The organism is Flavobacterium sediminilitoris (assembly GCF_023008245.1).
GTDB lineage: Bacteria > Bacteroidota > Bacteroidia > Flavobacteriales > Flavobacteriaceae > Flavobacterium > Flavobacterium sediminilitoris.
The window spans coordinates 1,641,570-1,654,652 of sequence record NZ_CP090145.1 but is presented as its reverse complement, the minus strand read 5'-3'; the positions used below and the strand labels follow the sequence as shown (position 1 = coordinate 1,654,652).

Genomic DNA, 13,083 nt, shown 5'->3' with positions numbered 1-13,083 from the left:
AAACAAAAAATGAGTAACGATCCATTACACGGTAAAACTTTAAAAGCAATTGTAGAGCAATTAGTCGATTTCTATGGTTTTGATACTTTAGGAGAATTAATCAATATTAAATGTTTTACTGAAAATCCTTCTGTAAAATCAAGCTTAACTTTTCTACGAAAAACGGATTGGGCAAGAAAAAAAGTAGAAGAACTGTATATTAAGACATTATCTAAAATGTAATAAATAAAATGAATAACTATGTCTGGTTTTAGTTTAACCTTAATTGTATGTAACAACAAAATAACGAGACAGAGTAATTTTTTTTCTGATCTAAATTTTAATAAAGAAATTGTATCTTATTCATTGTTAAATTACGAGTTTTCAATAAAACAGGAAGTAAAAATTAATGGAAAAGAGGTTTACATTCATGACAGCTTTTATATAGAATATAATAATGAAATAGAAAACTATGGTTATCCAGAACAATTTTGGAAAGAAGTTGTGAATCGGATAGAAAACCCCATATGTTCAATAAGTATAAGTAGTATGTCAAGAGATTATGCTAGCTTTTATGTCGTATTAAAACATATAGAACAGTTATTATTAGAGAGTTATCATTTTTATTTAATTACTAATAATTTAAATATAGAATCATTAAAACCATTTGAAAATTCTAACGACTTATTAAAATTAAATGACAGTTACTATCTCATATCTGAAAGAATAATTGATTATTTAGTCCAAAAAGAATTATTTGATTTTATAGAATATTAAATCTCTTTTAGAATTAAATAAAAAATCTGTAGCATAAATTTATAATCCTTACCCATAAAGTAAAAATCAAAAGTAACCGGATTACAACTTTTGTTATTTTTCTAACTTTAAGATTATTTTTCAATTCATTTCACTACATTTGTTATTCACTTTAGGGGTGTCTGTAATTTTACAGGCTGAGATTTTACCCTCTGAACCTGATTTAGTTCATACTAGCGTAGGGAAAAGTAAGATGACTTCATTGTACACTCATGTACCATTATAGCCATTCCTAAAGTATAACTATATAATATACTAAATTCAGTAAAAGGAATGGAATTAAAAATCAACAACCAACACAAAACTTTCGATTGTAACACTCTTACAATTCAAGAACTTATCGATTTCGAACTTCCCACAAAACAAAATGGGATTGCTGTTGCTGTAAATCAAACTGTGGTTTCCAAAAACCAATGGAACACTTTTTCTCTTTCTCCTTCCGATGACATTTTAATTATTACCGCTACACAAGGCGGATAATTTTCTATAGTTAATATTTAGTAGTACCTCATTTACCTAAAAAACATTACCAAATCCATAACAAGATGACTAACGAAGAACAAATTTCCAGACAACCATTCCCTAATTCAAAAAAAGTATACATAGATGGGGAAATTCATTCAATAAAAGTAGCAATGAGAGAAATCACATTGTCAGATACAAAATTAGCTAAAGGAGGTGTTGAAAAAAACCCACCAGTTACTGTTTATGATACTTCTGGTGCATATACTGATCCAAATATTGAAATTGATGTTCGAAAAGGGCTTCCTCGCCTAAGAGAACAATGGATTTTAGATCGCAATGATGTAGAAGAACTAACTGAAATTTCTTCAAAATATGGAAAAGAACGCTTACACAATCCTGATTTAGACCATCTACGTTTTGAATACTTACATAAACCAATGCGTGCTAAAAAAGGAGCTAATGTTACACAACTTTACTATGCGAAACAAGGCATTATTACACCAGAAATGGAATATATTGCTATTCGTGAAAACCAACGTATTGAACAACTAGAGAATCAAACCAAGGCCATGCAATGCCAACATACAGGAGAAAGTTTTGGAGCCAATACACCAAAAACCAAAATTACACCTGAATTTGTTCGTAGCGAAGTAGCAGCAGGACGTGCTATTATTCCAAATAACATCAACCATCCTGAAAGCGAACCCATGATTGTTGGTAGAAACTTCTTGGTAAAAATTAATGCAAATATTGGAAACAGTGCGGTAACTTCTAGTATTGAAGAAGAAGTTGAAAAAGCTGTTTGGGCTTGTCGTTGGGGAGCAGATACTATTATGGATTTATCAACAGGAAAAAACATTCACGAAACTAGAGAATGGATTATTCGTAATTCTCCTGTTCCTATTGGAACTGTTCCTATTTACCAAGCTTTAGAAAAGGTAAAAGGAGTTGCAGAAGATTTAACTTGGGAAATTTTCAGAGATACTTTAATTGAACAAGCAGAACAAGGGGTTTCATACTTCACTATTCATGCCGGTGTCCTTTTGAGATATATACATTTAACCGCTAATCGTGTAACAGGAATTGTATCTCGTGGCGGTTCAATTATGGCAAAATGGTGCTTATTTCATCATAAAGAAAACTTCTTATACACTCATTTCGAAGAAATTTGCGAAATCATGAAGCAATATGATGTGGCTTTTTCTCTTGGAGATGGTTTGCGTCCGGGTTCTATTGCCGATGCTAACGATGCTGCACAATTTGCTGAATTAGAAACTTTAGGAGAATTGACAAAAATTGCTTGGAAACACGATGTACAAGTCTTTATTGAAGGTCCTGGTCACGTACCTATGCACATGATTAAAGAAAACATGGACAAACAATTAGAACATTGTTCAGAAGCTCCATTTTATACTTTAGGGCCTTTAACAACAGATATTGCTCCAGGTTACGACCACATTACTTCTGCGATTGGAGCAGCCATGATTGGTTGGTATGGCTGTGCGATGCTTTGTTATGTAACACCAAAAGAACATTTAGGCTTACCTAATAAAAAAGATGTTAAAGATGGAGTCATAACCTATAAAATTTCAGCTCATGCTGCCGATTTAGCCAAAGGTCATCCAGGAGCACAATATCGTGATAACGCTTTAAGTAAAGCCCGTTTTGAGTTTCGATGGGAAGACCAATTCAACTTGGCTCTTGATCCAGATACCGCAAGAGAATTTCATGATGAAACACTTCCCGCAGATGGTGCTAAAGTAGCGCACTTCTGTTCGATGTGTGGTCCAAAATTCTGTTCAATGAAAATTTCTCAAGAAATTAGAGATTCTGCTACTGCAGAAGAAGGCATGAAAGCCATGTCGGAAGAATTTATCGAAAACGGAAAAGAAATTTATTTGTAGAAATCGCCAGTTCGAGTGTTTTTTATGGAGATAAACGGAATAAAAAATGTATCGAGAACTTAGATTTCATAAAAGAAAAATCATGATTGTAATTTCAAATCCAACAGAAATAACAAATGAAATAAACATCATAAATTCTCTTTTTGAAGAAGGAATGGAGTTATTTCATATTCGAAAACCAAATTATTCAATAGAAGAATTACGTTCTTTTTTATCTGCAATAAATTCGAGTTATTATTCAAAATTGGTTTTACATCAACATCATGAATTGGCAGAGGAATTTCAGATAAAGAGAGTTCATTTTACGGAGAAAGAAAGACTTACTAAACCTGTCAAGTTATCAAAACCTGACAGGTATAAGTTTCTTTCAACATCAGTCCATTCAATTAAAGATTTCAATATTTTATCCAATGCTTTTGATTATGCCTTTTTAAGTCCGATTTATCCAAGTATTTCAAAACAGAATTATGTCCCAACGAAAAATGCTTTTGAAGAAATAAAGAAACGAACCAATCATCATACAAAATTGATTGCTTTAGGAGGAATTTCAGTTGAAAATATTGAAGAAGTATTGCATAATAATTTTGATGATTATGCTTTGCTTGGAGCCATTTGGAATACCAAAAACCCAATAGAAAACTTTAAAAAATGTCAAACAATCGCCCAATCGTTTTAAGCATTGCTGGTTTTGATCCTTCTGGTGGAGCTGGTGTTTTAACCGATGTAAAAACATTCGAGCAACATCAGGTTTATGGTTTAGCAATTATAACAGGAAACACCATTCAAACAGAAAATGAATTCATAAAAATGGAATGGATAACAATTGATTTTGTACTTGAATCGATGACTATTCTTTTTAATAAATACGAAATTAAAGCCGTAAAAATTGGGATTGTTCCTACTTTGGAGTATTTAGAACAAATTGTTTTCCAAATAAAAAAACTTTCGCAAAAGGCAAAAATCATTTGGGACACCGTTTTAAGATCCAGTACAGATTTCAACTTTATGGACATTGAAAATCAAATAAAATTAATATCCATTTTAAATCAAATGGATTTAATTACACCCAATTATAAAGAAATTTTGCAATTGTCTACCAAAGGAATCAATGCCGAAACCATTGCAAAAAATATTTCTCAACATTGTGCAATTCTCTTAAAAGGCGGACACAATTCGGAAGCATTGGGAACCGATTTCTTATTTTTGAAAGATGAGATATTTACACTTTTACCAGAAACTAAAAATATCTTTAGTAAACACGGTTCAGGTTGTGCTTTATCTTCCGCTATAACAGCAAACTTGGCTTTAGGTTTTGATATTAAATCTTCTTGTAAAAAAGCTAAGATGTACATCGAAAAATTTCTTCATTCCAACAATACTTTATTAGGATATCATCATGATTAGTAAATTACACTATATCTCACAAGGAAATACAATTGACGAACAATTGAATAATATTCAACAAACATTAGATAGTGGTTGCAACTGGATTCAATTACGTTTTAAAAACGGAAACACAAAGGAAGTTTTAACTGTTGCTGAAAAAACCAAACACCTTTGCGAACAGTACAAAGCTACTTTAATTATTAACGACAAAGTAGATTTAGCTTCTCAAGTAAATGCAGATGGTGTTCATCTAGGTTTAGATGATATGTCAATTAAAGAAGCTCGTATTATTTTAGGTAGCCAAAAAATCATAGGTGGAACAGCAAATACTTTTGAACACGTTTTGCAAAGAGTTAATGAAGAATGCGACTATATAGGTCTTGGTCCTTTTCGTTTTACTACTACTAAAGAAAAATTAAGTCCCATTTTAGGTTTAGAAGGCTACCAAACTATTCTAAACCAAATGAAAAAGAATAATATCTCAACACCACTTATTGCAATTGGTGGCATTCAATTAGAAGACATCACTTTACTTATAGAAACAGGCATTCATGGTATTGCCGTTTCAAGTCTATTAACTCAAAACCCAACAGTAATAACAACACTCAACGAAAAATTATATGTCAACATTTAAAATTTCAGATACAACATTCAGTTCCCGTTTGTTTTTAGGAACGGGAAAATTCGGTTCTAATCAACAAATGGAAGAAGCTATTTTAGCTTCCGAAAGTGAATTGGTAACCGTAGCTCTAAAACGCGTGGATTTTGAAACAGAAACAGATACTATTCTTTCGCATTTAAAACACCCGAATATCAATTTATTACCCAATACTTCTGGTGCAAGAAATGCTAAAGAAGCTGTTTTTGCGGCTCAATTAGCAAAAGAAGCTTTTGAAACCAACTTCTTGAAATTAGAAATTCATCCAGACCCAAAATATTTATTACCTGATCCTATTGAAACGCTAAAAGCAACGGAAGAATTAGCCAAACTAGGCTTCATTGTATTGCCTTATATTCATGCTGACCCTGTTTTATGTAAACGTTTAGAAGAAGTTGGCACAGCAGCCGTAATGCCATTAGGCTCTCCCATAGGAAGCAATAAAGGATTAAAAACGATTGATTTTTTAGAAATTATTATTGAACAAAGTAATGTTCCTGTCATTGTTGATGCTGGAATTGGAGCTCCTTCTGATGCAGCAAAAGCTATGGAGATTGGTGCAGATGCTGTTTTAGTAAATACGGCTATTGCTGTGGCTCAGAATCCAAAATTAATGGCGGAAGCTTTTAAAGAAGCTGTTATTGCTGGACGAAAAGCGTATGAAGCACAATTGGGTTCAGTTTCTAATTTTGCACAAGCATCGAGTCCGTTGACGGCTTTTTTGAATGAATAGAGTCCTTAGTGATTAGTAAAAAGTAATTAGTCTCCTATTATCAACAATACAATATGAACACATTCAACGAAATATTCAAAAAATACGATTGGGATTCCATTCAAAAAAAGATCTATTCAGTTACTGCTAAAGAAGTTGAACAAAGTCTTTCTAAAAGTAAATGCACTGTTGATGATTTTTTAAACTTTATCTCTCCTATTGCGCAAAACTATTTGGAGGTAATGGCTCAAAAAAGTCATATCCTTACTAAACAACGCTTTGGTAAAACCATTCAAATGTATGCTCCTATGTATTTGAGTAATGAATGTCAGAATATTTGCACCTATTGCGGATTTAGTTTAGATAATAAAATTAAGCGAAAAACATTAACTGATGCTGAAATTAAAGAAGAAGTTTCAGTATTAAAAGAGGCTGGTTTCGATCATATTCTATTAGTTACTGGTGAAGCCAACTATACCGTAAATATTCATTATTTTTTGAATGCGATTCAACAAATTCAAAAACATTTTGCTAATATTTCAGTCGAAGTACAACCACTCGATGAAGAAGAATATTTGGCTTTGCATGAAGCTGGTGTTCATACCGTTTTAGTATATCAAGAAACATATCATAAAGAAGTATATAAAAAATACCATCCTAAAGGAAAAAAATCAAACTTCGAATATCGCTTAGAAACACCCGATAGAATTGGAAAAGCAGGTATTCACAAAATTGGATTAGGAGTTTTATTAGGTTTAGAAAACTGGAGAACTGATAGTTTTTTCAATGCTCTACATATTGATTATTTACAAAAAACATATTGGCAAAGTAAATATTCGGTTTCTTTTCCAAGACTTCGTCCTGCAGAGGGAATCATTGAACCCAACTTTATTATGGATGACAAGGATTTAACACAATTAATCTGTGCCTACCGTATTTGGAATCCCGATTTAGAGATTTCTATTTCAACACGAGAAAACGAAAAATTCAGAGACAATATCATTCCTATTGGTACTACAACAATGAGTGCAGGATCTAAAACAAATCCTGGTGGCTATAGTGTTGACAAACAATCTTTAGAACAATTTGAAACGAGTGATGACCGTTCGGCTGTTGAAATAGCAACCATTATCCGTGAAAAAGGTTACGAGCCCGTTTGGAAAGATTGGGACAAAACATTTAGTAATAAAGTACAAAATCCTAAAATCTAAAGTCTTAAAAATTGCTATATAAAAGAACTTATAAATTGAGAGTGAAAAATGCTTAGTATTCAAGATTACTTACGATATACAAAACCAATGTTACTCCCTGAAATTGGTAACGAAGGTCAGAAAAAAATTAAAAATGCTAAAGTTTTAGTCGTTGGTGCTGGTGGTTTAGGTTGTCCTATCCTTCAATATTTAACTACTAGTGGTGTAGGAACAATCGGAATAGTTGATTTTGATATAGTAGAATTATCCAACTTACATAGACAAGTTTTATATAATGAAAATCATATTGAACTACCAAAAGCTACTACTACTTCAGAAATATTAAAAAATCTAAATCCTGCTGTTAATTACATTCCTTTCGAAGAAAAAATAACTACTGCTAATTGCGAAAGCATACTTTCTCAATTTGACGTAATTGTTGATGGTTGCGATAATTTTGCCACTCGTTATTTAGTTAACGATACCTGTTTGAAATTGGGCAAACCTTTAATTTATGGAAGTATTTTAAAATTTGAAGGACAAATTGCTGTTTTCAATAATAAAGGCAGTAAAAACCTTCGCGACTTATTTCCAGAACCACCCAATCCCGAGGATGTCCCGAATTGCAGTTTAAATGGTGTTTTAGGAACATTGCCAGGAATAATTGGCACTATGATGGCTCACGAAACCTTAAAGATAATCACTGATTTACCTTGTTTAACCAATGAACTAATTATTTTCAACACCTTAGAATGGAGTTTCATTAAGTTGAAGTTTTAAAAAGAACTAATTCTTCTTAATAGCAAGACAAACAAGAAGAAAATAAAGACAATAATGAAAAGTAACTTCCAAATAAATCGTGCTTTATTTTTTATAAAAAAGTTTATAATCACAAATACAATCAATCCTATTACTAAGGATAATAGTAATAATGAAAGTAGTAAACCCGAAATATCACCCGTTAAAAAAACTATCATAATTTAATAATTTAAAATCATCATAAAATCTTCCCTATCAATTTCCACACAACCTAAAGAGGCTAAGTGATCATTATAAACTTGGCAATCTAAAATTCTATAGTTATTTTTTTCTAAATGCTTTACCAAATAAATAAAAGCTATTTTACTAGCATTGGAGACTTTGGAAAACATGCTTTCTCCACAAAAAACATGACCTAAATCTATTCCATATAAACCTCCAACTAATTCATCCTCTTGCCAAACTTCAATACTTTTTGCAATACCTATTTCATTTAATTTACAATAAGCTTCCACCATCTCATTAGTAATCCAAGTTCCTGGTTGATCTTTTCTAATGACTTTTTTACAATTGGTAATTACATCTCTAAAAGCTGTATTAAATGTTACCTTAAACTTATTTTGATTGAGTACATTTCTCATACTCTTAGACACTTTTAAGTCTTCAAAAAACAAAACCATTCTTTCAGGTGGTGACCACCAAAGAATAGGCTCATCATCTTCAAACCATGGAAAAATTCCGCTTTTGTAAGCTAGTTGTAATCTTTCTATAGATAAATCACCTCCAACAGCTAAAACACCATCAGGCGTTGCTTCATCAACAGGCGGAAAATAAAGTTCTTTTGTTAGAAAATACATTTTTATAAAATATAGATGAGAGAAAAAAGAGAAAAGAATAAGTACACAAAAACCACTCTAAAATTAGAATGGTTTTCTTTATTCTTTGCTCTTTACTCTATTTTTCTTTTAAAAAGGTAAATCGTCATGCTCTTCTTCATTGAAGTTCGTTGCTGGCTCAAAAGCATCAGCAGCTGGCATAGGAGGAACTTGATTTGATGGTGCTTCTGCTTGCACTTTCTCAATTCTCCAACCTTGTATTGAATTAAAATATTTAGTTTCTCCTTGTGGATTAACCCATTCTCTTCCTCTTAAATTAATCGATACTTTTACTTGTTCTCCAGGATTATAATTATTTAATAAATCTGTTTTATCCTGCGTGAACTCAATCATTATATGTTGTGGATATTGTTCTTCCGTTGTTACAACTAACTCTCTTTTCTTAAACGTTGCGCTTATTTGTTGTACTGGATTAATTACTTTTACTCTACCTGTTACTTCCATTTTTAAAATTTATTTGTTCGCCAAAAGTACTTTCCAAGCACTTAAAACTTCATTATTATCTAAATATTTTTTTGCTAATTCATGTTTCTTTAATTCGTCGTCTGAACTCAAAACTGCTTTTATCTCAAAATTATCTTTTGCAAAGATAGTAATTTCTTCTTCAGATGGAATCGCTTCAATATTTCCCAATTTTCCTAAATCATTACCCTCAAAAACAGAACTTTCTTTTATGAAATCTGGTACATTATCCACCCCTATTCCTAGTGTTGATATTGGCTTTTCTACTTCAAACATTCCTTTATTTGCTCTACTGTACCAATTCCCTCCCATTCTGGCAACTAAATCTACTTTATACTGATCAATTGCTCCATTTTCATCTAAAACCGCTTCATTTATATGAATTTTAACTACTTCACAAATAATCAAATTCCCTGCTCCTCCTTGGTCTCCCAATGCAATAACCTCATTCACAACACATTCAAATTGAACAGGACTTTCTGCTACTCTAAATGGTTTTACTACATCTGATTTTATCATTGTTAAACCTGATTTCAAAAATTCATTTACACCATCTGGATATTCTGTACTTGATAAAGACATTTGTTGTACAATATCATAATTCACAACATTAATAACAACTTCTTTTGTCTTCTTTGAATTTATTAAAGTATGTTTTATCGAATTATCTCTTACTCTTCTTGCTGGAGAAAAAATCAAGATTGGAGGATTTGAACTAAAAACATTAAAGAAACTAAATGGTGATAAATTAGGAATTCCATTTTCATCTATTGTACTTGCAAAAGCAATTGGTCTTGGAGCAACAGCACCTTGTAAATAGCCTTGTAATTTTGCAGATGAAATTTCTTTCGGATTTATTGATATCATTTTGAAAAGATTTTTACAAAATTACACAATTTTAATATGGTGCCAAATTGAAAAGCTATTTATATAAAATCTTTATCTTTTACTTTAAAAAATAAAATATATATGTAAAAGCAACGTTTTGTACGTTAATGATTTGTTACTTTTTCAGTACTTTTACTAACAAATATTTTTTATGCGATTTTCTGAAAAGCGAGAATTAACTCGTTGGTTTATTATATTAGCTTCTTTTCTCATTGTAATTGTTATACTTTGGAATACATATACCTTTTTTCAAATTTTCAAAACTGATGAACGTACAAAAATGGAACTTTGGGCTTCTGCTCAAAAAACATTGGCAAATGCTAATGAATTTACTGATGTAGATTTACCCTTTCAACTTATAAGTACAAATAATTCTAATCCAATGATTGAAACAAATGGTAGTGGAGTTATCTTAAATCATAATAATATTGAGGAAGAAATTACTAAAGACAGTATCAAACTAAAGAAACTTTTTGAAAAAATCAAATCAGAAAACCAGCCTATCAAAATGTCACTTTCTGATGATAATTATCGTTTAATATATTATGGCAATTCTCCTTTACTAAACAAACTAAAATACTACCCTATTGCCTTAATCTTAATTATTATTCTTTTTGGAGCAGTTGTTTATAACTTTTATAGAGCCACAAAAATGGCAACTCAAAATAAACTATGGGCTGGAATGGCAAAAGAAACTGCTCATCAAATAGGTACTCCTTTATCATCTTTAATTGGTTGGCTTGAAATTTTAAAATTAGACAATGTTGAAGAAAGTACTATTGAAGAAATAGAAAAAGACATCAATAGACTACAAACTATTACTGACAGATTTTCAAAGATAGGTAGTGAACCTATTCTAGAAAATCTAAATATCGTAGAAGAAACTAAAAATTCTTTTGAATATCTAAAATCCAGAACATCAAAACATGTTCTTTTTAACTTTTCTGCTCCAAATTATCCCATACCTATTCCTATGAATTCTATATTACATAGTTGGACTATTGAAAATCTTGTTAAGAATGCAATTGATGCAATGAAAGGAAAAGGGAAGTTAGACATCATGATTGAAGATTCTGGCAATATTGTAAAGATAAAAATATCAGATACTGGAAAAGGAATACCTAAAAATCAGTTTACAAAAATATTTGAACCTGGATTTACTACCAAAAAAAGAGGTTGGGGATTAGGACTTTCACTTACTAAAAGAATTGTACAAGAATATCATAACGGAAAAATAAAAGTAATTGCTTCTGAAATAGGTAAAGGAACAACTATTCAGGTAAGCTATTTAAAGTAGTTTTTTTATATCAAATAATGACGCAAAAAAGGATGGCAATAATTTCCATCCTTCTTTTTTAACTATTTATACAAAAAATAATATTAATTTTTTACTAGCGACTCACTAGACCATTTCTTAACTTCAACAATTCTACTGTTAGAAAAGTCTACTTCACTTAATTGATTTGCATTCCAAAAAAACCATTTCCCTACTTTATCTCCTTTATCATATTCTCCAATAGTTTCTTTCACTCCTTTATCATTATAAGAAACCCACTTTCCATGTAATTTTCCATCTAAGTAAAAACCTTCTTGTTTAACCTGACCATTATCATGATAATATGTTGCTTTAACCATTTTATCAACTACTTCAAATTTTGGTTCAACATTTTGAGCAAAAATAAAACTCGAAATTAATAAAGCTCCTGTAATTATTATCTTTTTCATAAGACTGTCTTTTAATAGGTTAAATTATTCTATAACAAATATAACAAAATATTTTACATTAAAAAAACATTTACTTAACAATTTGGTAACATTGGAAAAGAATCATAAAAAAACCAATGCAAACGCATTGGTTAATGTCTTTTCTTTTAAAAAAATTAATTAAGAAGGTCTTCTAATTTAGCTGACAATCCTTCTGATGAAGGCCTTGGAGCATCAGAATATACAACATTCCCGTCAGGGCCAACTAATATAAATCTAGGAATTCCATTAATTCCAAAAGCTTTTACAAAATCCGAGTTCCAATCATTATCAGCAACTAATTGAACACCTCCTAATTCTTTATCAGATACAAATTTCTTCCATTTTTCATAATCCTTTTTAGTATCAATAGAAATACTTACAAACTCAATATTTTTTCCTTTAAATTCTTCTTCAATTTTTTTCAAAAAAGGAATTTCTGCTCTACAAGGTGCACACCAAGTTGCCCAAACATCTATATATACATATTTCCCTTTAAAGTCTTCTAATTTTGTAATTCCTCCTTTATGATTTTCAAAACTAAACGAAGGACTTGGTTTACCATTCATCTCATTCGCTTTTTTCTTTTGATTATAATATTGAGTCAACATAGCCGATTCTTGCTCAATAATTGATTTAACAATACTAGCTAATTCTTCATCTATCCCTGCATTACCTAGTTTTTCTAGATCTCCACTTTTCTTCTTTTCTAAACTGTTAGCAAATATAGCTTCATCTTTTTCTAAAAGAGCTTCTAAATCATTCTGAAAAACTTCATCCAACAATGCTTTTTGCGCTAAATAATTATTTTCTTTAGCTCCTTCTCCTTTATAAACAATAGATTCGTCAAACTGCTTTGCATCCATTGCTAACTTTAAATCATACCCGTTTTTTAAGAATAATAACGTTCCTTCAGTTCCATCGAAAAATCGAAATAAACCAGTAGCAGGAATTTCAATTTTATCTTTAAATTCTCCTTTTTTATTCAGTTTTATTGTTTTTTTGAAGCTTCTACCTGAAGATAAAACAATTGAATCTGAATTTCGATTTGCAATTTTCCCTTGAAACAAAACAAATTCAGTACTATTTTGTCCGTAAGTAGATAAAACAGCAAATAAAAATAACATTAATACTTTTTTCATAAATCCTAAATTGAGTTAAAAAATAAAAATCAAATCTAATAAATTTAAGCTATAAAATTAATATTTGTTATTACTTTTGCATA

16 protein-coding genes and 1 riboswitch are annotated in these 13,083 nt (G+C 30.7%); of the genes, 11 read left to right on the top strand and 5 right to left on the bottom strand.

Going from position 1 to position 13,083, the window contains the following annotated elements; genetic code table 11:
* Positions 1-9 precede the first annotated feature (9 nt).
* From LXD69_RS07530 to LXD69_RS07485, 10 genes are all read left to right on the top strand, one after another.
* The gene (locus tag LXD69_RS07530) at positions 10-222 is read left to right on the top strand and encodes a VF530 family protein (protein WP_246918588.1); all 213 of its coding nucleotides are present in this window, start codon (positions 10-12) and stop codon (positions 220-222) included.
* An 18-nt stretch (positions 223-240) separates the two neighbouring features.
* Complete coding sequence (locus LXD69_RS07525; protein ID WP_246918587.1) at positions 241-756, top strand: hypothetical protein; 516 nt, start codon at positions 241-243, stop codon at positions 754-756.
* A 143-nt stretch (positions 757-899) separates the two neighbouring features.
* A riboswitch (TPP riboswitch) is annotated at positions 900-997 on the top strand.
* Positions 998-1,068: 71 nt separating this feature from the next.
* Positions 1,069-1,275, top strand: coding sequence for a sulfur carrier protein ThiS (gene thiS, locus LXD69_RS07520; RefSeq protein WP_045969537.1), 207 nt, complete (start codon positions 1,069-1,071; stop codon positions 1,273-1,275).
* Positions 1,276-1,340: 65 nt separating this feature from the next.
* A complete protein-coding gene (gene thiC, locus LXD69_RS07515; RefSeq protein WP_246918585.1) occupies positions 1,341-3,164 on the top strand; it encodes a phosphomethylpyrimidine synthase ThiC in 1,824 nt (607 codons plus the stop codon).
* Positions 3,165-3,246: 82 nt separating this feature from the next.
* Positions 3,247-3,840 carry a thiamine phosphate synthase gene (locus LXD69_RS07510; RefSeq protein ID WP_246918584.1) on the top strand — a complete coding sequence of 198 codons (594 nt, stop codon included), beginning with the start codon at positions 3,247-3,249 and terminating at the stop codon, positions 3,838-3,840.
* Positions 3,813-4,568 carry a hydroxymethylpyrimidine/phosphomethylpyrimidine kinase gene (locus LXD69_RS07505; protein WP_246918582.1) on the top strand — a complete coding sequence of 252 codons (756 nt, stop codon included), beginning with the start codon at positions 3,813-3,815 and terminating at the stop codon, positions 4,566-4,568. Before LXD69_RS07510 ends, LXD69_RS07505 begins: the two co-directional genes overlap by 28 nt.
* Positions 4,561-5,184, top strand: coding sequence for a thiamine phosphate synthase (locus LXD69_RS07500; RefSeq protein ID WP_246918580.1), 624 nt, complete (start codon positions 4,561-4,563; stop codon positions 5,182-5,184). The genes LXD69_RS07505 and LXD69_RS07500 overlap by 8 nt, the downstream gene beginning before the upstream one ends.
* Positions 5,171-5,941, top strand: coding sequence for a thiazole synthase (locus LXD69_RS07495; RefSeq protein ID WP_246918579.1), 771 nt, complete (start codon positions 5,171-5,173; stop codon positions 5,939-5,941). The genes LXD69_RS07500 and LXD69_RS07495 overlap by 14 nt, the downstream gene beginning before the upstream one ends.
* A 53-nt stretch (positions 5,942-5,994) precedes the next feature.
* The gene (thiH, locus tag LXD69_RS07490; RefSeq protein ID WP_246918577.1) at positions 5,995-7,131 is read left to right on the top strand and encodes a 2-iminoacetate synthase ThiH; all 1,137 of its coding nucleotides are present in this window, start codon (positions 5,995-5,997) and stop codon (positions 7,129-7,131) included.
* 48 nt (positions 7,132-7,179) lie between these two features.
* A complete protein-coding gene (locus LXD69_RS07485; RefSeq protein ID WP_246918576.1) occupies positions 7,180-7,890 on the top strand; it encodes a HesA/MoeB/ThiF family protein in 711 nt (236 codons plus the stop codon).
* Between the two features lie 200 nt (positions 7,891-8,090).
* Here the strand turns inward: LXD69_RS07485 and aat are convergent, their stop codons facing one another.
* The 3 genes from aat to LXD69_RS07470 all read right to left on the bottom strand — a co-directional run bounded on the left by aat (position 8,091) and on the right by LXD69_RS07470 (position 10,094).
* Entirely contained in the window at positions 8,091-8,726 is a 636-nt protein-coding gene (aat, locus tag LXD69_RS07480; protein WP_246918574.1) for a leucyl/phenylalanyl-tRNA--protein transferase, read from the bottom strand.
* 108 nt (positions 8,727-8,834) lie between these two features.
* Entirely contained in the window at positions 8,835-9,209 is a 375-nt protein-coding gene (locus tag LXD69_RS07475) for a DUF3127 domain-containing protein (protein ID WP_246918572.1), read from the bottom strand.
* Between the two features lie 9 nt (positions 9,210-9,218).
* The gene (locus tag LXD69_RS07470; RefSeq protein ID WP_045969555.1) at positions 9,219-10,094 is read right to left on the bottom strand and encodes a flavin reductase family protein; all 876 of its coding nucleotides are present in this window, start codon (positions 10,092-10,094) and stop codon (positions 9,219-9,221) included.
* 172 nt (positions 10,095-10,266) lie between these two features.
* Here LXD69_RS07470 and LXD69_RS07465 point away from each other — a divergent pair, with 172 nt between their 5' ends.
* Positions 10,267-11,412: a sensor histidine kinase gene (locus tag LXD69_RS07465; RefSeq protein WP_246918569.1), complete on the top strand. Its 1,146-nt coding sequence runs from the start codon at positions 10,267-10,269 to the stop codon at positions 11,410-11,412.
* 83 nt (positions 11,413-11,495) lie between these two features.
* Here the strand turns inward: LXD69_RS07465 and LXD69_RS07460 are convergent, their stop codons facing one another.
* Positions 11,496-11,840: a toxin-antitoxin system YwqK family antitoxin gene (locus LXD69_RS07460; protein WP_045969559.1), complete on the bottom strand. Its 345-nt coding sequence runs from the start codon at positions 11,838-11,840 to the stop codon at positions 11,496-11,498.
* A 155-nt stretch (positions 11,841-11,995) separates the two neighbouring features.
* Complete coding sequence (locus LXD69_RS07455) at positions 11,996-13,000, bottom strand: TlpA family protein disulfide reductase (protein WP_045969560.1); 1,005 nt, start codon at positions 12,998-13,000, stop codon at positions 11,996-11,998.
* Positions 13,001-13,083: the final 83 nt, after the last annotated feature.

Excerpts from the sequence above, each read along its gene's own strand:
- LXD69_RS07485 (WP_246918576.1), top strand. The coding sequence starts at position 7,180 with ATGCTTAGTATTCAAGATTACTTACGATATACAAAACCAATGTTACTC.
- LXD69_RS07465 (WP_246918569.1), top strand. The coding sequence starts at position 10,267 with ATGCGATTTTCTGAAAAGCGAGAATTAACTCGTTGGTTTATTATATTA.
- LXD69_RS07460 (WP_045969559.1), bottom strand. The coding sequence starts at position 11,840 with ATGAAAAAGATAATAATTACAGGAGCTTTATTAATTTCGAGTTTTATT.
- thiH (WP_246918577.1), top strand. The coding sequence starts at position 5,995 with ATGAACACATTCAACGAAATATTCAAAAAATACGATTGGGATTCCATT.
- LXD69_RS07475 (WP_246918572.1), bottom strand. The coding sequence starts at position 9,209 with ATGGAAGTAACAGGTAGAGTAAAAGTAATTAATCCAGTACAACAAATA.
- LXD69_RS07500 (WP_246918580.1), top strand. The coding sequence starts at position 4,561 with ATGATTAGTAAATTACACTATATCTCACAAGGAAATACAATTGACGAA.
- LXD69_RS07455 (WP_045969560.1), bottom strand. The coding sequence starts at position 13,000 with ATGAAAAAAGTATTAATGTTATTTTTATTTGCTGTTTTATCTACTTAC.
- thiC (WP_246918585.1), top strand. The coding sequence starts at position 1,341 with ATGACTAACGAAGAACAAATTTCCAGACAACCATTCCCTAATTCAAAA.
- LXD69_RS07525 (WP_246918587.1), top strand. The coding sequence starts at position 241 with ATGTCTGGTTTTAGTTTAACCTTAATTGTATGTAACAACAAAATAACG.
- thiS (WP_045969537.1), top strand. The coding sequence starts at position 1,069 with ATGGAATTAAAAATCAACAACCAACACAAAACTTTCGATTGTAACACT.
- LXD69_RS07470 (WP_045969555.1), bottom strand. The coding sequence starts at position 10,094 with ATGATATCAATAAATCCGAAAGAAATTTCATCTGCAAAATTACAAGGC.
- LXD69_RS07510 (WP_246918584.1), top strand. The coding sequence starts at position 3,247 with ATGATTGTAATTTCAAATCCAACAGAAATAACAAATGAAATAAACATC.
- LXD69_RS07530 (WP_246918588.1), top strand. The coding sequence starts at position 10 with ATGAGTAACGATCCATTACACGGTAAAACTTTAAAAGCAATTGTAGAG.
- LXD69_RS07495 (WP_246918579.1), top strand. The coding sequence starts at position 5,171 with ATGTCAACATTTAAAATTTCAGATACAACATTCAGTTCCCGTTTGTTT.
- aat (WP_246918574.1), bottom strand. The coding sequence starts at position 8,726 with ATGTATTTTCTAACAAAAGAACTTTATTTTCCGCCTGTTGATGAAGCA.
- LXD69_RS07505 (WP_246918582.1), top strand. The coding sequence starts at position 3,813 with ATGTCAAACAATCGCCCAATCGTTTTAAGCATTGCTGGTTTTGATCCT.